General features: G+C 69.4%; 11 protein-coding genes and 1 tRNA gene (1 of these 12 running past the window's edge). 3 read left to right on the forward strand and 9 right to left on the reverse strand.

All coding sequences use genetic code 11. From position 1 onward, the window contains the following. Together A9976_RS00830 and A9976_RS00835 are read right to left on the reverse strand one after the other, a co-directional pair. A protein-coding gene (locus tag A9976_RS00830; RefSeq protein WP_183017410.1) for a non-ribosomal peptide synthetase/type I polyketide synthase crosses the window boundary here: on the reverse strand, window positions 1–10,510 show its 5' portion. 554 nt of this gene lie to the left of the window's left edge; the window shows 10,510 of its 11,064 coding nt (coding positions 1–10,510); the start codon lies at window positions 10,508–10,510; its stop codon lies beyond the left edge, outside the window. Then, entirely contained in the window at window positions 10,507–14,496 is a 3,990-nt protein-coding gene (locus tag A9976_RS00835) for an SDR family NAD(P)-dependent oxidoreductase (RefSeq protein WP_259649060.1), read from the reverse strand. Before A9976_RS00835 ends, A9976_RS00830 begins: the two co-directional genes overlap by 4 nt. 248 nt (window positions 14,497–14,744) lie before the next feature. On the opposite strand from A9976_RS00835, the gene A9976_RS00840 reads away from it, so the two are divergent. Further along, entirely contained in the window at window positions 14,745–15,053 is a 309-nt protein-coding gene (locus tag A9976_RS00840; protein WP_183017412.1) for a hypothetical protein, read from the forward strand. 174 nt (window positions 15,054–15,227) lie between these two features. Here A9976_RS00840 and A9976_RS00845 read toward each other — a convergent pair. From A9976_RS00845 to A9976_RS00870, 6 genes are all read right to left on the reverse strand, one after another. Continuing rightward, a tRNA-Val gene (locus A9976_RS00845) sits at window positions 15,228–15,304 on the reverse strand. Window positions 15,305–15,374: 70 nt separating this feature from the next. Next, window positions 15,375–16,643 (reverse strand): Zn-dependent hydrolase, encoded by a 1,269-nt coding sequence (locus A9976_RS00850; protein WP_183017413.1) that lies wholly within the window; start codon window positions 16,641–16,643, stop codon window positions 15,375–15,377. A 24-nt stretch (window positions 16,644–16,667) separates the two neighbouring features. Beyond that, a complete protein-coding gene (hydA, locus tag A9976_RS00855) occupies window positions 16,668–18,128 on the reverse strand; it encodes a dihydropyrimidinase (RefSeq protein ID WP_183017414.1) in 1,461 nt (486 codons plus the stop codon). 30 nt (window positions 18,129–18,158) lie between these two features. Continuing rightward, window positions 18,159–19,652, reverse strand: a complete 1,494-nt coding sequence (locus tag A9976_RS00860; protein WP_183017415.1) for an NCS1 family nucleobase:cation symporter-1 — start codon at window positions 19,650–19,652, stop codon at window positions 18,159–18,161. A gap of 132 nt (window positions 19,653–19,784) precedes the next feature. Continuing rightward, on the reverse strand, window positions 19,785–21,104 hold the full coding sequence (preA, locus tag A9976_RS00865; protein ID WP_183017416.1) for an NAD-dependent dihydropyrimidine dehydrogenase subunit PreA: 1,320 nt from the start codon (window positions 21,102–21,104) through the stop codon (window positions 19,785–19,787). Between the two features lie 34 nt (window positions 21,105–21,138). Next, window positions 21,139–22,506 (reverse strand): NAD(P)-dependent oxidoreductase, encoded by a 1,368-nt coding sequence (locus A9976_RS00870; RefSeq protein ID WP_183017417.1) that lies wholly within the window; start codon window positions 22,504–22,506, stop codon window positions 21,139–21,141. Window positions 22,507–22,830: 324 nt separating this feature from the next. Between A9976_RS00870 and A9976_RS00875 the strand changes: the two genes are divergently transcribed. Further along, window positions 22,831–23,511 carry a TetR/AcrR family transcriptional regulator gene (locus tag A9976_RS00875; protein WP_183017418.1) on the forward strand — a complete coding sequence of 227 codons (681 nt, stop codon included), beginning with the start codon at window positions 22,831–22,833 and terminating at the stop codon, window positions 23,509–23,511. A gap of 4 nt (window positions 23,512–23,515) precedes the next feature. Next, complete coding sequence (gene speG / locus A9976_RS00880) at window positions 23,516–24,046, forward strand: spermidine N1-acetyltransferase (protein WP_012204707.1); 531 nt, start codon at window positions 23,516–23,518, stop codon at window positions 24,044–24,046. A gap of 109 nt (window positions 24,047–24,155) precedes the next feature. Here speG and A9976_RS00885 read toward each other — a convergent pair. After that, window positions 24,156–24,376: integrase core domain-containing protein (locus tag A9976_RS00885; protein WP_183017419.1), on the reverse strand; the 221-nt coding region annotated here is incomplete at its 5' end.

Consider the following 24,376-nt stretch of genomic DNA (forward strand, 5'->3'; position numbering starts at 1 on the left):
CACGGCGCGCCGTGCGCTCGGCGGCGAACAGCGCCAGGAACTCGTTGGCGGCGGCATAGCCGATCTGGCCGAACTTGCTGCCCGGCACCACCGTGCCCAGCGAGGAGAACAGCACGACGAAGTCGGGCTCGTGTCCGGCCAGGGCCGCATCCAGCGCCAGGGCGCCCTGGACCTTAGCTGCCATGGCCGTGGCGATGCTGGCGTCGTCGCGGTTGTGCACCACCCCGCCCTGGTCCGCCACCCCGGCCGCATGCAGCACGCCGTCCACGCGGCCAAACCGGCTGCGGGCCCGGGCCAGGGCATCGCCCAGCGCTCTGGCGTCCGACACATCGCAGGCCAGCGCCAGCACCTGGGCGCCGCGCGATTGCAACTGCGCGACCAAGGATGCATCGACATGCCGGCCCAGCAGCACCAGATGCGCGCCACTGCCGGCCAACTCGCGCGCCAGCGCCGAGCCCATGCCGCCGAATCCGCCCGTCAGCACATAGACGCCTGCAGGCCTGAAGCGCGCCTGGCCGGCCTGCGGCTCGGGCAGGCGCTGCGCCGTGAACTGCGGCACCCAGCGCCGCCCGCGCCTGAGGGCGACCACGGGCTGCTGCGGGGCCTGCTCCAGCGGATCGGTGCGCAGCAGCTCGGCAGCCAGCGCCTGGAGCGCCTCGCCTGCGCCCGGGCCGTCCAGGTCACGGACATCGATGAGGCGGCAATCGAGGTTCGGATACTCCAGCGGCAACACCTTGACGGCGCCGAGCAGCGTTGCCGCGCCCGCGGCCAGGGCCTCGTCGCCGTCCACATCGGCTGCGCCGGTGGTCACGATGTCCAGCCGCACCGGCCAGGTCGGCACCGCGCTGCCCAGGGCGCGTGCCAGCCCCAGGACGCCGAAGAAGCCGCGCCGCAACAGATCGTCCGGCGCGCCGCCGCGTGTGGCCTCCAGGTGCACGATGCGCTGCGGCCGTGCATGCTCGGGCAAGGCATCCAGAAGACGCCGGAAATCCTGGTGATCTCCAGCACCGATCGTGAAATGGCCGGGCGCCGCCTGCGCAAACGCCTGGCCGGCGCGGACGGCAAGCACCTGCTGGCCGGCCACGCTCAGGGCCTGCGCCAGCGCGGCGCCGGCCGGCAGGTGTACGCCCACCACCATCCAGCGCAGCGAGGCTGTGGCGGGTGCCGCAATGCCAGCGGCCTGTGCAGCTGGCTCGCGGCGCCAGCCCGGCACATGGAACCAGTCGGCCATGTCGGGCAGCTTCGGCGGAGCGGCCCGGACATCGCCCAGGAAAGGCGAGGCCGGTGAAACAGCGGAAAGCGAAGGGGCTGCTGGCGCATGCGGCTTGCCTGCCACTTCGGCAGGCCAGTGCCGGATGCGTTCGAAGGCATATCCGGGCAGGGGAATGCGCCGGCCGGCTGCGGGCAGCAGGCGCCCCGGACGCGAGGCAGCGCCCAGGCACCACAGCCGCGCATGCAGCGCATCCAGCGCAGGCTCGGCGGCGGACCCCTCGCTGCGCTGCAGCGCCGAGGGCGCCAGCGCATCTGCAGCCCATCCATTGGCGCCAGCGAGCTTGCCCAGCACCCTGCCCGGGCCGAATTCGGCCAGCACACCGATGCCCTCGGCGCGCAGGGTCTTCAGGCCGTCGGCAAAGCGCACTGGCGCACGCAGGTGGCACGCCCAATACGCCGGGTCCGTGGCCTCGGCGTCCGTGATCCAGGTACCCGTGAGATTGGACAGGAAGCGTCGCTGCGGAGGGTGCAGCACCATGCCATCGAACAAGTCGGTGAACGCGCGCTGCATGCCCTCCATCGATACGGAGTGGAAGGCATGCGAGGTGTCCAGCCGCATGGCGGCCTGGCCCGCATCCGCCAGCGCCGCCTGCAGCCGGTCTATGGCCGGCACCGGCCCGGCGAACACGCACTGCTGCGGCGCGTTGATGGCGGCCAGGTCGATGCCGGCATGGGCCGGGCTGGCCAGCAGTTCGCGCGCCTGAGCCTGGGTGAGCGGCGCGGCCAGCATGGCACCGTGCGGCAGCGCCTGCATCATGCGGCCGCGCGCGGCCACCAGGGCGAGGGCGTCGTCCAGCGAGAAGACCCCGGCCAGGCAGGCTGCCACGTACTCGCCCAGGCTGTGCCCCAGCAAGGCCGCCGGCTCCAGGCCGCGGGCCAGCGCGGCGCTGGCCATGGCATAGGACACGGCGAACAGCGCGGGCTGCGCCAGCTCGGTCTGGCGCAGTGCCTGGGCATCGACGGCCACGCCGACCGGGCCGTACAGAATGCCGCGCAGATCCTGCCCCAGGTGGGGAGCCAGCCCATCGGCACAACGATCGAAGACGCTGCGGTAGTCGGCGTCCTGCTCGTACAGCGCGCGTCCCATGCCGGGATACTGGCTGCCCTGGCCAGGAAACAGCCAGGCCTGCGCAGGCCGGTCGCCCTGAGACACCTGGGACACCTGACAGGGCGCGGCACGGCGCAGCAGCGCCGCCGCCTGGGCCGTGCCGTGCGCCACCACGGCCGCGCGCCAGGCAAATGCGACCCGGCCCTGGTGCAGCGTGAACGAGAGGTCGGCCAGCGAAGTCTCTGGCGCCTTGTCCAGCATCCCTGCCAGGGCCAGCAGGCCTGCCTGCAGCGCGGCCGGCGTGCGCGCCGACAGCGGCAGCACCCAGGCCTGCGGCAGCGCGCCCGTGCTGGACCCATGGGGCGCGTGCGCCGCCGCCTGCTCGATCACCACATGCGCATTCGTGCCGCCGATGCCGAAGGCACTGATGCCTGCGCGGCGCGTGCCGTCATGCGTCCACGGCCGCTGCCGGGAGACCACCTCGATGGGGACGGAGGCAAAGTCCGCATGCGGATTGGGGGCCGAAAAATGCAGGCTGGCCGGGAGCACGCCATGGTGCACGGCCAGCACGGCCTTGATGAAGCCTGCAATGCCTGCAGCCGTATCGGCATGGCCGATGTTGCTCTTGACGGAGCCCAGCGCCAGGGGACGGCTGCGGGCCGCCGTGTCCTGCGCGCCCGCGCCACCGGCTGTGTTGCCGAAAACACGGCCCAGGGCCGCGATCTCCACCGGGTCGCCCAGTGCCGTGCCCGTGCCATGGGCCTCGATGTAGTCGATGTCGGCCGGAGCCAGGCGCGCCGCTGCCAGCGCGGCGGCAATCACCGCGGCCTGCCCGTCGGCGCCGGGCGCGGTGTAGCCGACCTTGGCGGAGCCGTCATTGTTGACGGCGCTGCCGCGCACCACGGCGAGCACGTTGTCGCCATCGGCCAGGGCGCGGGACAGCGATTTCAGCAGCACCATGCCCACGCCGCCTCCCGGCACGGTGCCGCCCGCGTCGGCCGAGAAGGGGCGGCAGCGTCCATCGGGCGACAGGATCATGCCGGGCTGGTGGACGTAGCCGTCGCGCTGCGGGAACTGGATGGACACCCCCCCGGCCAGGGCCATCTCGGCACTGCCCTCGCGGAGGGCACGGCAGGCCATGTCCACCGCGACCAGGGACGAGGAGCAGGCCGTCTGCACGGCCATGGCCGGGCCCTTGAGGTTCAGGTGATAGGCGATGCGGCTGGCGGCAAAGTCCTTGTCATTGCATGACAGCGCGTGGTAGGTGTCGGCGCCGGCCGGCAGTTCGCCGCCCGGATACAGCACGCGCAGATAGGTGTTGGTGCCCACGCCCAGGAAGACGCCGATGCGCCCGCCATGGGCTTCGGGCGTGTAGCCCGCATGCTCCAGCGTGTGCCAGGCGCACTCCAGCGCCACGCGGTGCTGCGGGTCGAAGGTCAGGGCATCGCGCGGACCCACGCCGAAGAAGGCCGCATCAAAGCAGTCCGCATCGCCGATGTGCCCGGTCGAGCCCACGAAGCCCGGAAGCGGAGCGTCTTGCGCGCCACCATGGTCGATGCCCTCGCGGCCTTCGAGCAGCAGGCGCCAATAGGCATCGAGATCAGGCGCACCGGGATAGCGGCAGGCCATGCCGATGACGGCCACATCCTGTTCGCCCGCAGGCTGCGGCACCCGCTGGGCCACCGGCGCTGCACCAGCGTGCGGGGACCGGAGCGCGTCCAGATACGCAGCCTGGCTGCGGATGGTCGTGAAGCGAAACAGCTCGCTGATGGGCACGGATACACCCAGGTCCGATCCCAGCCTGTCGTGCAGCGCCACCAGCAGCAGCGAGTGGCCACCCACGTCGAAGAAGTTGGCATCCGCATCGATGCCGGCACGGCCGAGCACCTCGCTCCACAGCGCGGCCACGCGTGCCTGCGTGGCCGCGGGCATCGGCGCCGGCAAGGGGGTCCGGCTGCCGCCGTCCGGCCCGCCATCGAACTGCGGTTGCGGCAACGCCCTGCTGTCGATCTTTCCATGCGCAGTCAGCGGCATCGCATCCACGCGCACCACCACGGCCGGCACCATGTGCGGGGCCAGCGTGCCGCGCAGCCGCGCGCGCAAGGCTGCCGCGTCCAGATCCTGGCCACCGGCCACCCAGGCGGCCAGGCGCTGCTGGCCCTGTGCATCGGTCCAGGGCATGGCAAAGGCCTGGGCCACGCCGGGCTGCTCCAGCAGGGCGGCCTCGATCTCGCCAGGCTCGATGCGAAAGCCGCGCAGCTTGATCTGGCGGTCCATGCGCCCGAGGAATTCCAGGGTTCCGTCTTCACGCCACCGGCCCCGGTCACCGCTGCGGTACAGGCGTGCGCCCCCCGAGCCGTCAAAAGGATCGGGGCCGAAACGTCCGTCGCCCATGCCGCTGGCGACATAGCCGGGACTGACATTCGGGCCGCCGATCCAGATCTCCCCGGCCACCCCCACGGGAACCCGCCGTCCCTTGTCGTCCACCACGTACAGGCGCGCATCGCCCAGCGGGCGGCCTATGCCCGGCGACTGGCCCGGCAGATGGCGCGCGGCGGTGGCTGTCACGGTAGCCTCGGTCGGGCCGTAGGCCACGAAAAGGCTGCGCCCGCGCGACCATGCATCGGCCACGGCATCGGGACAGCGTTCCCCGCCGACGACCAGGGTCTGCAGGCACGGCAGGTCCGCCACCGGCGTGGCCACCAGCAGCGAGGCCGGGATCTGCAGGTGGGTGACGGCCATGGCCTGCAGCGTGCCGACCAGCGGGGCGCCAGGCAGGAGTTGATCGCGCGAGGCCAGGCACAGGCAGGCACCGGCCGACAGGGCGAAGGCGATATCGGACATGGCCACGTCGAAGCCGAAGGCCGCCATCTGCAGCACGCGGCTGCCGGGCCCGATGCCGAAGGCCGTGCCCGCCGCCTCGGCCAGCCGGCACAGTGCGGCATGCGTGACGCGCACGCCCTTGGGCCGGCCCGTGGAGCCCGAGGTGAAGATGATGCAGGCCAGGGCTTCGTCGCCATGGCCTGCCGGCGCGGCGCTGGCGCCAGGGGCGCCCTGGTCCTGGCCCTCGACCAAGTCAACGCCTGAGCCTGGCTCGCCTGCCACGGGAAAGGACAGTGACATGGGCAGGGGCCACAGGGGCAGGCTGCAGCCCGCGACGGGCGCCTCGGCCACCACGGCCGTGGCGCAGGCATCCTCCAGCATGGCAGCGATGCGCGCGCCGGGATAGGCAGGGTCCACGGGAACCACGGTGGCCCCCGCCTCCCACAACCCGGCCAGCGCCACGATGAGCGCGGGCGAGCGCTGCGCGACCAGCGCCACGCAGTCGCCTGCCTGCACCCCCTTGCTGCGCAACCAGCGTGCATAGGCCGAGGCCAGGCGCGACAGCTGCCCATAGTCCATCGCCTGCGGCGCGCCCGCCATGCTGGCCACGGCTGGCAGGCCGGGATGCTGCGCGGCGGCGCGGCGCAGCAGCGCATCGAGCCGCTGCGGACCCCGGTGCGGCGGGTTCAACCGTTGCGGCGGCGCCGCAGCGCAGGCCAGCCTGTCCAGCAGGGCCTGTTCATGCGCATCGCACAGCGGATGGCCGTCCAGCGGCGCGGCAGGCTGCTGCAAGGCGGCCTCCAGCAGGGCCGAAAAAGCCGAAGCCAGCCGCGCCGCCAGCGCGGGGCCGAAGAGATCGGCCGCATATTCGATATGACCGCCGAGCACGAGGTCGTCTTCGCCCTGCCTTGCCAGCAAGGCCAGCGACAGGTCGCAGCGCGACACCGGTGCGGCCTGGATACGGGGCGGGACGCGCTGCCCGTCGAACACCAGATCCCAGTCCTGCCCCCGGGAGAGCACGAACATCGCCTGTGCCAGCGCGGGGCGCTGCGCGGCGCGGGGCACGCCCGAGGCCTCCACCACCTGGGCGAAGGGCACATCCTGGTGGCGCAGCGCCTCGGCCAGCTGGTCGCGCACGGTGCGGGCCAGCACATCCAGGCCGGTACTGCCGCTGACGCCCACGCGCAGGACGACGGTGTTGCTGAAGAAGCCGACCGCGCTGTCCATGCCCTCGCGTTCGCGCGCGGAAACGGGGGTTGCAACCATGACTTCGGCATCACCGCCAAAGCGTGCCAGGGTGGCAGCCCATACGGCCAGCAGCAACGCAAAGGGCGTGGTGCGCGCTTGCCGCGCCGCTGCCGTGACCCGCTGCATGCTCGCCGGCGGCAGGCAGAGTGCGGCCCGGGCATTGCGGTAGCTGCGCCGCTGCGGCATGCGCTCGGGCTGCAGTCCCAGCACGGCGGGGGCGGCGGCCAGTGCGCGCCGCCAGTGTTCGAGCTGCGGTGCCCACAGGCCCTCGTCGCCGCAGGCGCGCTGCCACTCGGACACATCGATGCATTGCAGGGGCTGCGGCAGCGCCGACAGATCACCGCCCTGCAGCGCATGCGCCAGCTCCCGCATGAATATTTCGCAGGACTGGCCGTCCACCGCCGTGTGGTGCATGGAAATCACCAGCGCGTGGTCGTGCATGCCCAGGGTGACCAGCGTGGCCGAACAGGGCAGCGCGTGGTCCAGCGCAGTCGGCCGCGCCACTTCGTCGTCCAGAAAGCGCTCCAGCGCCGCTTCGGCACCGGGGCCCGAGAGATCCCGCCGACCCAGCGAGAAATCACCGGCCTCCCCCACCTGCTGCCACAGCAGGCCATCGCGCAGCACCAGGCGGGTGCGCAAGGCCTCGTGGCGCAGCACCACGGCGCGCAGTGCCTGCTCCAGCCTTCCGGCATCCAGCCCGGCGCCAGTGCGGTAGCACACCACCTGGTTGTAGGCGCCGCGCTGGGCCTCATGCTGCTCGATCAGCCACAGGCGTTCCTGGTTGGAGGAGGCGCGAGCCTCGCGCCCCGGATGCGCCGCCCCCCGGCCGATGGCCGGCAGGCCCGCGCCGGGCGCAGCCTGGCCGATGCGCGTCGCCATGGCGGCCAGCGTCGGCACCTCGAACACGGCCGCCGCGTCCAGCGGCACGCCCCATTCCTGGCGGACGGCCTGGGCCAGCCGGGCCGCATTGAGCGAATGCCCGCCCATCATGAAGAAATCCGCGTCGGCGCTGCCGGGACGGGAGCCGATCACGCGCTCCCAGACATCGGCCAGGCGCGCCTGTGCGGACGTCAGCGGCAGGCGGGGCGCGTTGCCCTCGCCGCTCGCCGGCAGGTCGTCGGGACCCGGGGCCGGCAAGGCGCGCACATCGACCTTGCCGTTCGGATTGAGCGGCAGCTGCGCCAGACGCACATAGGCACTGGGCAGCGCTGCACGGGGAAGGCGATCGTGCAACCAGGCATGCAGTGCGGAGGCCGCGGGCGCATGCCCCGGCAGGTGTACCACCCAGGCGGCCAGGACGGTCTCGCCGTCGGTGCCCACCCATCCGGCGGCGGCCGCGTCGGCCACGCCGGGGTGAAGCAACAGGGCCGCGCGCACCTCCGCAGGGTCTACGCGAACGCCACGGATTTTCATCTGCCGATCCAGCCGCCCCAGGCAGTCAAGACCGCCATCGGGCCGCCAGCGGCCCAGGTCGCCGGTGCGAAAGCCCCGGGCGCCGTCCAGGGCCGCAGTGGGCTGGAAGCGCTGCCGGGTCTCCCGCTCGCGGCCCAGGTAGCCGAGCGCCAGGCCATCGCCGCCCACCACGATCTCCCCTGCCACCCCCACGGGCAGCGCCTGGCCAGCGGCGTCGCAGACCGCAATGCGGTGGCCCGGAATGGGCCGGCCTATGGGAACGAGATGGCCACCGGCCTGTGTCACCTCCTGGAAGGTCGAGTCGGCCGAGATTTCAGAGGAGCCATAGAGGTTGAGCAGGCGGCAGCCCGGCAGGGCCGCAAGAAAGCGGCCGGCCAGGTCGCTGGAAAGCGCCTCGCCGCTGACCGTACAGTGCCGCAGCGCGGGCAGCAGGCCTGCCGTATCAGCGGCCGGCTCCAGCAGGGCCTTGAGCAGCGAGGGAACCACCACCAGCCGGGTCACCCCATGGCGCGCCAGTGCGCCGGCAAAGGCATGCGGGTCCACCACATCGGCATGCGCCAGCACCACGCTGGGCACGCCCGCCAGCAGGGGGCCGAAGAACTCCCAGATGAAATCGACGAAGGCCGGCGTGGTCTTCTGGCAGCACACTTCGCCCGCGACAAAGGGATAGGCATCCCACATCCACAGCAGGCGATTCACGGCGCCGCGGTGCAGCCCCATGACAGCCTTGGGCTCGCCCGTGGAGCCCGAGGTGTAGAGCACGTAGGCCAGGGTATCGGGGCCGATGCACAGCGCAGGCGCCTGGGCCTCCGGCAACGGCATGCCGGGATCGATGAGCAGGGGAGCGCCTGCGGCCGGCAGCCATGCGGGCCGGCCCTGTGCCAGCAGCACCGATGCACCGCTGTCGGCCAGCATATAGGCCAGGCGCTGCGCAGGATGGTCCGGGTCCATGGGCACAAAGGCCGCGCCGGCGCGCAGCACGGCCAGCAGGGCCACGGCCAGGTCGGCACCGCGCGGCAGACACACGGCCACGGGAATGCCGGCTGCAGCCCCCCCTGCCCCGGCCCCCGTGGCCATCGATGCGCCAAGCTGCGCGACAAGGTGCGCCGCCAGGGTCGCCGAGCGCCGGTCCAGTTCCTGGTAGCTGACTGCGCGGCCCGCATCTATCAGCGCAGTCGCGGCGGGCGACTGGCGCGCGCGCCGCTCGAACATCGCCGCCAGGCTGCCTGCGCTCTCGATGCGCTCGCCCAGCGGCGCCGGATGCAGTGCGTCCAGGCCGCGCCGTGCGTCGGCCGGCCGCTGCAGCGGCAGCACGGACAGCGGCAGCGAGGGCTGGGCCAGCGCCGCTTGCAGCAGCACCGGCAATGCGATGGCGATGGCCTGAGCCACCTGCTCATCCACCAGGCCCTCGCGGTACTCCAGCCAGCCCGCAATGGCGCCATCGTCGCGCCCCTGGTCCAGCTCCAGCGTGAGATCGGCCCGTGCCACAGGCAGGGGAACGGCCTGTCCCGTCAGCAGGACATCGCCGGCCGCCTCGCGCAGCGCAGGCAGGGCCTGGAAGACAAGCATGGCCTGGTACAGCGGCTGCACCCCCGGCAGGCGCGGCGGGTTGACCGCCTGCACCACGGCCTGCAGCGGCAGGTCCTGGTGGGCAAAATCCTCAAGGCAGGCTTCGCGCACGCGCTCCACCAGGGCTGCAAAACCGGGGTCTGCGCGCAGGTCGGTGCGCAGCACCAGGGTCTCCACCAGGAAGCCCACGGTGCCGCCGGTGTGGGGTCGGTGGCGGTTGGACACGGGCACGCCCACGGCCAGATCGTCCTGGCCGGTGAAGCGCGCCAGGACGGCATTGAAGGCGGCCAGCACCACGGTGAAAGGCGTGGTGCCACAGGCGGCGGCGAATCTTCCCAGGTCCGCCGCCAGCGCGGGCGCAAGCACCACCGCGATACGGCCGCACCGGTCCTGGCCCGCCTCGCGCGGCCCGGCAAAGGGCAGCTCCAGCAGCGGCGGCAGGCCTGCAAGCCTGTTGCGCCAGTACGCTGTCAGGGCCGGCACGGCCTGCTGCCGGGCGCTGTCGCCCAGCCAGGCGACGTAGTCGCCAAAGCGCTGCGGCTGCGGCAGGTCTGCGGCCGCCCCGCCCAGCTGCGCGGCGTAGAGAGCGGCCAGCTCGCGCAGCACCAGCGAGGCCGACCACAGGTCGATGATGGCGTGGTGAAAACCCAGCAGCAGCACCTGCTCGCCGGGGGCGCGCAACAGATCGGCCCGGAAGAGGCTGCCCCGCTCCAGCGAGAAAGGCCGGGCCGCCGCGTCCTGCAGCGCCTGCGGCATCGATGCCGGGCCGACATCGTGCACTGCCAGCGGCAATGCATCCAGCGCATCGAAGACCAGGCGCGCCGCTTCGCCATCGGCATCCTCGAAGCGCGCACGCAGGCTTTCATGGCGCTGCGCCAGGGCGGTCAGTGCGGCCTGCAGCGCGGCCACATCGGGCGCCGCGCCACCAAAGCGCACGGCAAGGCCAAGGTTGAACTCGCCGCGAGCCCCATGAATGCGCTCCATCATCCATAGCCGCTGCTGCGCCGACAGCGCGGTCACGGGCGCATCTGCGGCACGCGGCGCGGCGCCTGGCGCCTGCGTGTCTGGCAGCTCGAACCCATCCTCGGCCAGCAGGGCCGCCAGCAGATCGTCGTCGGAAAAACCGCCCGTGCTCATGGCAGCGCCTTGGTTGCTGCAGCGCCGTGGGCGGCCGCCTTTTGATCAGGGGTCATGCTTTCGATCTCGAACAGCCGGCCCGCAATGGCCAGCGTGATTCCCGGGCGGGATTCCAGCGCAATCACGCGCTGGCAAAAATCTGCCATGCAGGGGTGGCGCAACAGCTCGGCCATCGATATATCGACGCGAAACAGCTCCCGCGTGCGCGCCGCGATCTGCGCCGCCCCCAGCGAATTGCCGCCCAGCGAGAAGAAGTCGTCGTCCACACCGCAGTCGGCCAGGCCCAGCGCCTTGCACCACAGGCGCACCATGTAGCGCTCGAACGCATTGCGTGGCGCTGCGCTGGATGCCATGCCCGCAGCCAGGCGCAAAAGGGCCGCGCGGTCCAGCGCCCCCCGGGCATCGGTGGGCAGGGATGCGACGTTCAGCACCGGCACGCTCACCGGCCGGCCACAGGCATCGTGCAGCCACCGATGCGGTGCGGACGGGTCACCGCTGCCGGCCACTTCATTCACTTGCTCCACTTGATCCACTTGCTCCTCTTCGCCGGCGCGGCGCGCGTCGACTGCGGCGCCTTCACGCACCCAGACCAGCTCATCGGCACCGCAGATGGCGCCCTCGCGCAGCGCGGCATGGCGGGGATGGCCGAAGTCCAGGCCCACGGTCATGACAGGCTGCTCGCCGCGCACCGCCAATTCGAAGGCCTGCAGGCCCTGCGCCTCATCGATCGACAGATAGCCCGAGGCGGCGAACAGCGCCGGGTTCGACACCTGGCGGCTCAGGCCGGTGTCCCGCCACGCCGAAAAACCCAGGTAGCGGCAGCGGGCGCCACCGGCGCTGTGCGCCTGTCGCTCCACAAAGGCCATCTGCCAGGCATCCCCCGCCGCATAGGCCGCCACGCGGCGCCCCCCCAGCAGGCCCATGACCGAGCCGGCCACCAGGAACAGGGCCCGGGGATCGTGGGCGATCAGGGCGTGCAAATGGCGCGTTCCCTCGACCTTGGCGCGCTGCGCCCGGGCAAAGCATTGCTCTTCTTCCTCCGCACACAGGGCCAGGCGCGACTCGACCGCCAGTTGCACCACGCCGGCCAGCGTCTGTCCGAAGTGCTGCTGCGCCTGGACCACCGCGGCCTGCAGGGCGGCGGGGTCGGTGACATCGGCCTGCACGTACAGGAGCGCCCCGCTGCGCGAAAGCAGTTCCAGCGGCTGCCGGCGCGCCACAGCAGGGGCACGGCCGACGATGAGCAGCCGGGCGCGGTACCGGCCGAGCAGGTGCCGGGCCAGCAAAAAGCCCACGCCCCCCAGCCCACCGGCCAGCAGGTACAGCCCCTGCTCCTGGAATCCCTGATGCCCTGCAGCCTCGGGAACCAGGGGCAGCAGGCGCCGCACCCGCCGCACGCCGGCATGCCACAGCACCTCGGGCTCGCGCTGGCTGCAGCCCAGCTCCGCACACAGCCCGGCGGCATCAAGAACGGCGGCATCGGCAGCGACACCGGCGTCGCCCCAGGCGACATGGCGGCAGCGCAAGGCAGGCATCTCGGCCTCCAGACTGCGCAGGACCGCGCGCGCCATCGCCCGCTGGCCCTCGTCCTGGCCCGTACCTGCGCAGACCAGCAACCGGCCCGGCACATGCCCGCCGGGGGCCGCCAGCCAGCGGGCTGCCTGCAGCAGGCCAGGCGCCAGCGCCTGTTCACCGGCCAGCACCAGCACATCAGGCGCCCACTCGCGCAACGCGGCCACGGCATCGGCCGGTGACCCGGTATCGTCCAGCGCCATCCAGCGGTGACGGGGCTGCAGGGCCTGCAATTGCGCCAGCGCCTGGGCGCCGGCACCACACAGCGCCACAGTCAACGCATGCGCCTGCGCAGGCGCCATGGCCGGCGACGCATCGTGCTGGCGCGGGCGCCATACGGGCCGGGCAAACCAGGCAGGCACGGTGCCTGCACCGCCGATCAGGCAGGCGGCATCCTTGATTTCGCGATCGAAGGCCCCTGCCTCCACCAGGCGGCGCAGCTCCACGCGCTGCACCTTGCCGGCACCCGTGCGCGGCAGGCGCTCGGGCGGCACGGCAATGAAATGGTCCACGGCCAATCCCAGGTCCTGGCCCAGGCGCATGCGCAAGGCGCGCATGAGCGAACGGCGCAGTTGCGGCTCGCCAGCGCCTGGCGCGTGAAAGAACAGCACCAACTGGTCGGTGGCCGCGCCGGCCGGGCGCACGCCGATGGCAGCCAGCCCCTGGCGGTCCAGGCCGGGCACGCGCGCAGCGGCCTCCTCGATCTCGGCGCTGTAGAAATTGGCACCGTTGACGATGATCATTTCCTTGACGCGGCCCACGATGTGCAGCTCGCCCGAACGCAGGAACCCCATGTCGCCGGTCTGGAACCAGCCATCGCGCAGCGCCTCGGCCGTGAGGTCGGGCCGGCCGTGATAGCCCGAGAACACCGAGGGCCCGCTGAGTTCGACCCGCCCGATCTCACCCTCCATCAGGGTGCGGCCTGCATCGTCCACGATGCGCTGTGCACCGCCTGCGATCGGGTGGCCCAGGCTGGTCACCGCCTCGCCGGACGCTGTCCAGCGGCGCAGCGAGAACGCAGACACCGTCTCGGTCATGCCGAAGGACATCCAGACGGCGCCCTGCCTGAGCCCGTCCTGCGCAAAGCGGCGCTCGAAATCCACGAGGACCGGCTCCGACACCGGCTCCCCGGCATTGATGAGCATGCGCAAACAGGACAGGTCCCAATGGCCGGGGGCCTGGCTGCGGGCTGCACGCAGCAGCAGGTCGAATGCAAAGTTGGGCGCCCACACCGCTGCGACCCGGTGCTCGGCCACCAGGTCCAGCCAGCGCGCGGGAGCCTCGAGAATGGTGGCCGTATCCACCTGGACCTGGTCCAGGCCCAGCACCGTAGGCATCACGCACAGGAACACCACGCCACCCACATGATCCAGCGGCATCCAGTTCAGCGCGGTCTCGCCGGGCACGAAGCGCAGTTGCTGCTGCACGCCGCTGATCATGGCGGCCAGATTGCCGCGGCTCAGTACCACGCCCTTGGGCGTGCCGGTGCTGCCCGAAGTCAGCAGCATCAGTGCGGGCTGCGCCGGCCCGGCGCTGGCCGAGGGCTGGGCGGGCGCACCCGCCTGCAGTGCCTGGGCCTCGAGCAGTTGCATGCCCTGCAGCGCTGCGGCGTGGGGCCGCAAGCCGGCCAGGGCTGCCGCAGAGCCGACCACGGGCGCCCTGCCCGCCACCTCCCAGCAGTTGAGCAGCCGCTCCAGGCCGGCCCCCCCGGCCGCCGCCGGTCCCAGTGCCAGAGGCGCCGGCACCAGGCCGCCGAGCACACAGCCCCAGAACACCGGCAGCAGGTGGCGACTGTCCCCGGCATCCACGATGACGGTGTCACCCGCCTTCAGCCCCAGGGCCAGCAGCCCGCCCAGGGTACGGCAGGCCTCGTCGAGCAGCTGCGCATAGCTGGTGCGGGACTGGGAAAGATCGGCAGCCACATGGACGATGCCCGCTGCGGGACGCGCAGCCGCTCGCACCAGCGCCTGCTCCAGCGCATATCCGACACCCGCGTCCGGCAGCGCAGGCGAATGGTGGATGGCAGGAATGCGCTCGTGCAAAGGCACCGTGCCGCGCCGCGCCGCAGGTGCGGGCGCCGGATCGCCCAGCAAGGGCCGGCCGGGCAGCAGATCGCACAGGTGCAGGTGGGAAGCCGGCTGCACGGCAGGCCGGGCGACCAGGGCGCTGCCCCATTGCCGCTGCGCGGCGTCGACCGCGCCCGGCGACCAGACTGGCAATGCGGCCAGGGCGGCCTCGTCGATTGCGCCCATGTCATCCAGCGGCAAGGCGCTGACCCGCACCACCGCATCGCCTGCGCCAGCCAGGGCAGCCTGCAGGGTATCGCGCTCTCCGCCCACCACGTAGGCGACCAGACCGTCGAACCCCGCAGCATTGCGCCGAGAAAGATGCACATCGGCGGCTCCCGCCGCCATCAGGCGGGCTCTCAGACCGCCCGCTTCCGCCCCGCTGTCCGTACCCGCCATCGATCCGATCCCTTCAAAGCTGTGGCTCCGACGCCGATTCACCTGCCCTGCCCAAAGACCGGCCGGATAGTTACAAACATTTTCTTTAATGTCAATGCAGCCATTCTCATTAAGAGAAGGTTCAATGGGAGCATTGGCATGCCAACGCAAGAGAAACGCCTGCAGAAAATCCTGGCAAAGTCGATTGATTATTGAAAATGGATTTTCAATATATTTTCACCACATGTATATCACTGAAATCAGTGATATCGACATCGTGGCGTCAAAGAGCGGCGCCAGGAAGAGCCGGTGGCAAGATCGCGGCGAAAGTCATGCAGGCCCGGGAACTGGAGGGTGACTGGAAGAGAGCTGCCGACCTGGAACGGGCGGGGCATGGGCGGGGCATGGGCGGGGCATGGGCAGGTGGCCAATGCACCATGGCTGTGCATGAAATGGTCATCAGTGGCAGCCCTGCCATGAATAAGCATGCCACCCATAAATCAGCGCTGCCAGGATCTTTTTTTTGACGCAAGCGCTTATTGAAGCAATTGCGCCACAGTCACGGAAACAGCACGGAAAGCCATCGAAAAAAAACAATGCAAATTCCGAGCTGGGCGGGGGCCAGGATTTGCACGAGAAAGATCGTCCAGACGAAAAAAAGCCCCTCGGACTTTATCCGAGAGGCTTTTTACCAATATATTTGGTAGGCGCGATTGGACTCGAACCAACGACCCCCACCATGTCAAGGTGGTGCTCTAACCAGCTGAGCTACGCGCCTGTCGTTTGTTGAAGCCGCAAGTATAGCAGTGCAAAACAGGGCTTCCGGGCAAGTTGAGCAGATTTTTGGATCACCCCACCACTTTGGCGCGTTCCAGCATGGCGTGCATCAGCACATTGCAGCCTGCGGTGATGTCGGCCGGCGTGGCGTCCTCGATCTCGTTGTGGCTGATGCCGTCCTTGCAGGGGATGAACACCATGCCGGCCGGTGCCAGCCGCGCCATGTAGACCGCATCATGCCCGGCGCCCGAGACGACGGGCATGTGCGAGTAGCCCAGGGCCTTGGCGGCGCGCGCCACCGCATCCACGCAGTCGGCATGGAAGGGCTGGGCCGGGTAGCTGGAGACCAGGTTGATCGCTATGGGCAGCCCCGTCTCCTGGCTGATGCGCGCGGCCACGGCACGGATGTCGGCGTCCATGGCTTCGCAGTCGGCATCGGTGGCGTTGCGCAGATCGATGCTGAATTTGACCTGCCCCGGGATCACGTTGCGGCTGTTGGGATGGACCTGCACCATGCCCACGGTGCCGCGCCCGTGGGGCGGATGGCGGTGGGCGCAGGCCACCACTTCCTGCATGAGCTGCGCGGCCGCCTGCAGCGCGTCCTTGCGCAGCGCCATGGGCGTGGGGCCGGCATGGGCCTCCATGCCCGTGACCACGCAGTCGTACCAGCGGATGCCCAGCACGCCGGTGACCACGCCAATGGTCTTGGCATGGTCCTCCAGCACCGGGCCCTGCTCGATATGCGCTTCGAAATAGGCACCGATCGGGTGGTCGCCGGGCTCCTGGCCGCCCACATAGCCGATGCGCTCCAGTTCGTCCCTGACGGTCTTGCCTTCGGAGTCGGTGGCCGCATAGGCATGCTCCAGCGTGAAGGCCCGGGCAAACACCCCGGAGCCCATCATCACCGGCACGAAGCGCGAGCCTTCCTCGTTCGTCCAGAAGGCCACCTCGATGGGCGCTTCGGTCTCGATGCCGTGGTCGTTGAGCGTGCGCACCACCTCCAGCCCCGCCAGCACGCCGTAGTTGCCGTCGAACTTGCCGCCCGTGGGCTGGGTGTCGATGTGGCTGCCCGTCATGATGGGCGGCAGGCTGTTGTCGCGCCCGGGCCGGCGCATGAAGCCGTTGCCGATCTTGTCGATGGTCACCGTCATGCCTGCCTCGCGCGCCCAGCGGGTCACCAGGTCACGGCCCTGGCGGTCCAGGTCGGTCAGCGTCAGGCGGCAGACGCCGCCCTTGGGCGTGGCGCCGATCTGCGCCAGCTCCATGAGTGAATCCCACAGCCGGCTTCCGTTGACGCGCAGTTGTGCGATGTCCTGCTTCACTTGGGTATCTGTATCCATTGCTGTCTCCTTGTCATGCGGGCTTCAGCGCGCCACGGCCGTGGGCTGCAGCGCGGCGGCACGGCGCTGGACCGCGTCGAAGTTGGGGCCGAATGCCGGGCGCTTGATATAGCGGCCACGGCCCATCTCGGCACGCAGATCGCCCTGCGCATAGGCCACCACGCCCTGGCTGATGGTGTGGCTGGGCATGCCCTGCACGGTGCGGCCCTCGAAGATGTTGTAGTCGCCCTTGGAATGCTGGGTCTTGACCGACAGGGTATGGGTGGCGGCAGGGTCCCAGACGACCAGATCGGCATCGGCCCCCACGCCGACCAGGCCCTTGCGCGGATAGATGTTGAACAGCCGCGCGGTGTTGGCCGAGGTGATGGCCACGAATTCGCTGGGCGTCAGCCGGCCGGTGTTCACGCCAGCGTCCCAGATCACGGCCAGGCGCTCTTCCACGCCGCCGGTGCCGTTGGGGATCTTGGCGAAGTTGTCCCTGCCCATGGCTTTCTGCGCAGCGCAGAAGGTGCAATGGTCGGTGGCCGTGGTGTGCAGCTGGCCCGACTGCAGGCCCTGCCACAAGGCCTCCTGGTGGCCCTTGGCCCGGAAGGGCGGGCTCATCACATGGGCGGCAGCCTTCGCGAAGTCGGGGTCGCGGTACACGCTTTCGTCGATCACCAGATGGCCGGCCAGCACTTCGCCATACACACGCTGGCCGCGTGCACGGGCGGCGGCAATGGCCTGCGCCGCCTCGGTGCAGCTGACATGCACCACGTAGATGGGCACGCCCAGCACGCCGGCGATGGCGATGGCGCGGTTGGCCGCCTCGGCCTCCACCATGGGCGGGCGGGCCAGAGGGTGGCCTTCGGGCCCGGTGATGCCCATCTTGGCCACTTCCTGCTGCAGCAGGTAGACCAGCTCGCCGTTCTCGGCATGCACCGTGGGCATGGCGCCCAGCTCCAGCGCGCGCTTGAAGCTGTTCACCAGCGTTTCGTCGTCGCACATGATGGCGTTCTTGTAGGCCATGAAGTGCTTGAAGCTGTTGATGCCCTCCTCGCGCACCAGCGTGCCCATGTCGGCATGGACGCTGTCGCTCCACCAGGTGACGGCCACGTGGAACGAGTAGTCGGCCGCAGCCTTCTCGGCCCAGCCGCGCCATTTGCGGTAGGCGTCCAGCAGCGGCTCCTGCGGATCGGGAATGACGAAATCGATGATGCTGGTGGTGCCACCGGCCAGCGCCGCCGCCGTGCCGGTGTAGAAGTCATCGGCCGTGACCGTGCCCATGAAGGGCAGTTGCATGTGGGTGTGCGGATCGATGCCGCCGGGCATGACGAACTGCCCCGAGGCATCGATCACCTGCGCCCCGGCCGGCACCAGGGCCGCCACATCCGGCCCCACGGCCGCAATCGCCCCATCCACACACAGCACGTCGGCCTTCTCCTGCCGGTCTGCATTCACAACCGTGCCGCCACGCACCCATACCGAACCCTGTGATTGACCCATAGCGTCATGCCTCCTGTTGGTTGGTCCGGCCTATGCCTTGCTCAGAGCGGGCGCGCCCTTGGCCACCTGGCCTGCCATGCCGATGCGGTAGACCACGCCGGCAATGAACAGGCCGATGAACCATGCGTAGTCATAGGCATGCTTGAAGAAATCACCCACGTTCGGGAATGCAGCGGGGAACGCCGCGTGCAGGAAGCCGGGCAGGTTGGGCGCCACGCCCAGGGCGAAGGCCGCCACGGCCACCCAGTTCCAGCCGTTGGAGTAGCGGTAGGCGCCCTCTTCCCTGTACAGGTCTTCCACCACCAGCTGCGTTTTGCGCACCAGGAAGTAGTCCACCATCAGGATGCCCGCGATCGGCCCCAGCAGGGCCGAGTAGCCGATCAGCCAGGTGAAGATGTAGCCCTCGGTGGACTCCAGAATCTTCCAGGGCATCATCACGATGGCAATGGCCACCGTCATGTAGCCCCCCACGCGGTAGCTGATCCTGCGGGGCGCCAGGGCGGAGAAGTCATAGGCCGGCCCCACCAGGTTGGCCGCCAGGTTCACGCTCACGGTGTCGATCAGCAGCACGATGAGCGCGATCAGCACGGCCGCGCCCGTCATGCGGCTGGCAACATCCACGGGGTCCCACAGGGCCTTGCCGTAGATCACCACCGTGCCCGATGTCACCACCACCGCCAGCATGGCCAGCAGGCCCATGGGCACGGGCAGGCCGATGGCCTGGCCCACCACCTGATCCTTCTGCGATTTGGCGAACCGCGTGAAGTCCGGAATATTCAACGCCAGCGTCGCCCAGAAGCCCACCATGGCGGTCAGCGACGGCCAGAACACCGACATGAACTGGCCCGCCTTGGGGCCGCCCGGCGCGTACTGCGAAGGCTGCTCCATGATGGGGCCGAAGCCGCCGGCTTTCTGGTAGACCCAGCCCAGCAGCACGAAGCAGATCACGATCTTGAGTGGCGCGGTCCAGGTCTCCAGCTTGCGGATGGACTCTATGCCATGCACCACGAAGTAGAACTGTATGGCCCAGAACACCAGAAAGCACACCAGCTGCCCCACATTGATGCCCAGGCCCGCGATCTTCTCGCCCTCCAGCGGATGGCCCAGCAGCACGCCCAGCAGGGTGTAGATCATCATGCCGCCGAACCAGGTCTGTATGCCGTACCAGCCGCAGGCCACCAGGGCCCGCAGCAGTGCGGGCAGCTTGGCGCCGTGGGTGCCGAAGGAGGCGCGGGCCAGCACGGCGAAGGGAATGCCGTACCTGGCCCCGGCATGGCCGATGAGCAGCATGGGAATCAGCACGATGAGATTGCCCAGGAACACCGTCATCACCGCCTGCGACCAGGACATGCCATTGGTGATCATGCTGGCGGCCAGCGTGTATGCCGGGATGCACATCACCATGCCTATCCACAGGGCGGCGAAGTGGTACCAGGTCCAGGTGCGCTGGCTCGGCAGCGTGGGCGCGAGGTCGTGATTCCACAGGCTGCCTGTGGAGTCACCGGAATGCGGGGCATGCGACATTGCGAAGCTCCTTCTCGAAGAGAGAAATCACCAATCCATTGCTGATCCAGGGTCTGACCTTTTGCATCAAGCGCTTTTCGTGCCAGGTCGGCCCGGATGCGGTCCGTGCGCCGACCTGCCGCAATGCCCCCTCTAGCCCTGCGCCGTCACGGCCTGGCGCATGGGGTTGTTGGGATGCGTGGTCCAGTTCGCATAGTCGCCGGAGACCGTCTTGCCGGTGCGAGCGTCCACCTCGCCCGGCTGCAGGCTGCGCATGGTGATGCACTCGGGCACGGGGCAGATGGACACGCACAGGTTGCAGCCCACGCATTCGGTGTCATCCACCTCGAACCGGCGCACACCGCCGTCCTTGCTGAAGGTGATGGCCTGGTGGGAGGTGTCCTCGCAGACCACATGGCAGCGCCCGCACTGGATGCAGCTGTCCTGGTTGATGACGGCCTTGTCGATGTGGTTGAGGTTCAGGTCCTTCCAGTCCCTGACCGTGGGCACTGCCCGGCCCTGGAAATCCTCGATGCGCGCAAAGCCGTGCGCGTCCATGTAGTTGGACAGGCCGTCGCACATGTCCTGCACGATGCGAAAGCCGTAGACCATGGCCGCCGTGCACACCTGGACGTTGCCGCATCCCAGTGCGATGTACTCGGCCGCGTCCTTCCAGGTGGTGATGCCGCCGATCCCCGAGATGGGCAGGCCCGCCGTCTGCGGATCGCGCGCGATCTCGGCCACCATGTTCTGGGCGATGGGCTTGACGGCCGGGCCGCAGTAGCCGCCGTGCGAGCCCTGGCCGTCGGTGCTGGGGTGCATGACCAGCGTGTCAAGATTCACGCCCATCACCGAGTTGATGGTGTTGATCAGGGAGACCGCATCCGCCCCGCCGGCCTTGGCCGCACGCGCGGGAAAACGCACGTCGGTGATGTTGGGCGTGAGCTTCACGATCACGGGCAGCCGGCTGTACTGCTTGCACCACTGCGTGACCATCTGGATGTACTCGGGCACCTGGCCCACGGCCGCGCCCATGCCGCGCTCGCTCATGCCGTGCGGGCAGCCGAAGTTCAGCTCCAGCCCGTCGGCGCCGGTGTCCTCCACCATGGGCAGGATGCGCCTCCAGCTTTCCTCCACGCAGGGCACCATCAGCGAGGCGATCAGCGCACGGTCAGGCCAGGCCTTCTTCACGCGGGTCATCTCCTCCAGGTTGGTGCGCAGCGGCCGGTCGGTGATCAGCTCGATGTTGTTCAGGCCCATCACGCGCCGGTCCTGCGCCATGAGGGTGGAGTAGCGCGGCCCGTTCACGTTGACCACATGCGGGTCCTCGCCCAGCGTCTTCCACACCACGCCGCCCCAGCCGGCCTCGAATGCGCGGGTGACGTTGATCTCCTTGTCCGTGGGCGGTGCCGAGGCCAGCCAGAACGGATTGGGGCTGGAAATGCCCAGAAAGCGGCTGCTGATGTCTGCCATGTCAATGCTCCTTGAAAAGCGCGGGCACAGCCGCTCAAACCCCGGCCGCCACGGCGCTGGTCAGCGCCTGGTGCATGGCTCGCGCGGCGACCTTGCCGTGCTCCACCGCCTGCACGGTCAGGTCCTGGCCACCGGCGCGGCAGTCGCCGCCGGCCCACACGCGCGGCACGCTGGTGCGGCCTTCGTCGTCGGTGTCGATGCGGCCGTCACGCAGGGCAATGGCCGCGCCCGCCGGCGTGCCGACATAGGCCTGGCCAATGGCCTTGAGCACCATGTCGGCCGGCACGTCGAACACCTCCTGCGTCACCTGCAGCCTGCCGCCATCCATGCGGGTGCAGGCCATGCGCACGCCGCAGACCTTGCCGTCCTGCACCAGGATCTCCTGGGGCGCGGCCCACAGCCGCAGGTTGACGCCATGGGTCTGCGCCCATTCCTGCTCCACCCAGGAGGCGGACAGCGCATCCTTGCCCCGGCGGTAGAACATGGTGACCTCGTCGGCGCCCAGCAGCCTGGCCTGCACGGACGCATCCACCGCCGTCATGCCTCCGCCGATCACCACCACGCGCCGGCCCACCGGCACCGTGGATTTGTCGGCCGCCTGGCGGATGTCGGCAATGAAGTCCACCGCATTGCGCAAGCCTTCGGCCTGCGGCTCGGCCGCGCCCAGCGCATTGACGCCCGCCAGGCCCAGGCCGAGGAACACGGCGTCATGCTCGGCCAGCAGCGAATCCAGCGTGAAGTCACGCCCCAGCCGCTGGTTGTTGCGCGGCGTGATACCGCCCACGGACAGCAGCCAGTCGATTTCCTTTTGCGCGAAATCGCCCGGGGTCTTGTAGCTGGCCAGGCCGTATTCATTGAGTCCGCCCAGCTTGGGCCGGGCATCGAACAGCACCACCTCGTGGCCCTGCAGCGCCAGCTGGTGGGCGCAGGTCAGGCCGGCAGGCCCTGCCCCGACCACGGCCACCTTGCGGCCCGTGGCGGCGGCACGCTGGAACAGCGGTGCACCACCGGAGGCCATGAAGGCATCGGTCGCATAGCGCTGCAACGCACCAATTTCGACCGGCTTGTCTTCCTGGGTGTTGCGCACGCAGGCCTGCTCGCACAATTGCTCGGTGGGGCAGACACGGGAGCACATGCCGCCCAGCGGATTGGCTGTGAGGATTTCACGCGCCGCGCCACGGACGTTGTCCTGGGCGATGCGGGCGATGAAGGCCGGCACATCGATGCTGGTGGGACAGGCCGTGGTGCACGGCGCGTCATAGCAGTAGTAGCAGCGCTCGGCCTCGATCAAGGCTTGCGAGCGGTTCAGCGGGGGGTGGGCGTCCGAGAAATTGGCCGCGTAGTCGGCCAGGTTCAGGCGGCCGGCGGCAATGCCGCAGGCGCGTTGCGCGGGGCTATCCATGGTGCATCCTCCAGAGTCGGGATTGAGGGCGTGAAGGGGGCCACGGCATGCGGGCGCACGCCGGACCATCTCGAACAACGCAAGGCGGGCCGCAGGAAGGACTCCTGCAGGGCACCGGATCCAACAACACAGTCTTCGGAGGTTTCATCGTGGTCCTCGCATGTGTGGGTGACGCCTCTTGTCGGGCGCACTGGGGATGGAACGGAATGTACGCGGGTGAAAAAATTTACCAATCAGTAAAATCACCCAGAAAGTCGTCAGCAAGAAAGATGCCAGACAATCGCACCAAAATGACGCAACTTATCCCGACTTACCATCTGCGCAATGGCAACCCTTTCTGACACTGCGCCCTCCTCCCAGGCCCGTTCGGCCACACGCAAGCCCACGGCCGCACGGCTGCGCAAGGAGCTGAACATCCTGCAGACGGCCGAACTGCACTTCGCGCAATACGGCTTCGAAGGCGCATCGCTGGAATTGATCGCGCACGACGCCGGCCTGAGCCGCCACAACCTGCTGTACTACTTCGCCAGCAAGGAGGAGCTGTACCTGCGCGTACTGGGCGATGTGCTGACGCAGTGGCTGGCCGGCATGTCCGACCTGCTGCGGGGCGACGACCCTGCAGAGGCCTTGCGCATCTACATCCGGGCCAAGCTGCAGTCCTCGCGCGAACGGCCCCATGGCTCCAGGGTCTTCACGCGCGAGGTGATGGCCGGTGCGCCCCGCTTCGGACATGCCATATCGAGCCAGGTGGGTCCGGCACTGGCGGCAGACGTGCAGGCGTTCGAGCGCTGGGTGGCGCAGGGCAAGATTGCCCGCGTGGACTTCACCCACCTGATGTTCATCCTCTGGTCCGTGACCCAGGCCTATGCCGATCAGCAGGCCCAGTTCGCGCTGCTGCTGGGCCAGCCGGCACTGACCGCCGAAGACTACGACACTGCAGCGGAGCTGATCTACCGGCTGGTAATCCGTGGCCTGCAGCCGGATACCGCGGCTCTCGCACAATGAGCGCATGAATCACAGCATCCGCCTGAGACCCCTGGAGCGCGAAGATCTGCGCTCCGTGCATCTGCTCAACAACAATGCCGCCATCATGCGCTACTGGTTCGAGGAGCCTTACGAGACCTTCGACGAGCTTTCCGCACTCTACGACGCCCACGTGCACGACCAGACCGAGCGCCGCTTCATCGTCGAGCACCAGGGCGATCGCGCCGGCCTCGTCGAGCTGGTGGAGATCGACCTGATCCACCGGCGCGCCGAATTCCAGATCATCATCGCCCCCGAGCAGCAAGGCCAGGGCATCGCAGCCCAGGCAACGCGGCTGGCGCTGGACTATGGGTTCAAGACGCTCAACCTGCACAAGATCTTTCTCCATGTGGACCAGGAGAACGAGAAGGCCATCCACATCTACGCCCGCATAGGCTTCGTGCAGGAAGGCGTGCTGATCGACGAGTTCTTCGCCAACGGCCAGTATCGCAACGCCATCCGCATGTACCTGCTGCAAAACGACTACCTGCAGGCACAGGCCGGAATCGGCACCTGACCGCTGCCAGAGGAGCGCGGGCCCTGCCCGCCTCCTTGGCCGGCACGTCACCCCATCGTTGGCGGACGCACAAACAAAAAAACTGACCCGTCCTGCCATAGGTTGACACCTATGAAGGACACCGATCCGGCGTAATCCAGCCGGCCAGAGACGCCCGATGAACCTCATCGGGCGTTTTCAATTTTAGGGACAGGTGCGGTCTTTCCTGGTTGTAGATCTGCACGGCCTGCTGGACCATCCGGCTGGCCTGGGCCAGATCGGCAGGCCGATGCAGCAGGAACTCCATCTTCAAGATCCCGTTGACGCGCTCGGCCAGCGCGTTCTGATAGC

It is taken from the genome of Delftia sp. UME58 (assembly GCF_014170385.1).
In the GTDB taxonomy this organism is placed as follows: domain Bacteria; phylum Pseudomonadota; class Gammaproteobacteria; order Burkholderiales; family Burkholderiaceae_C; genus Comamonas; species Comamonas acidovorans.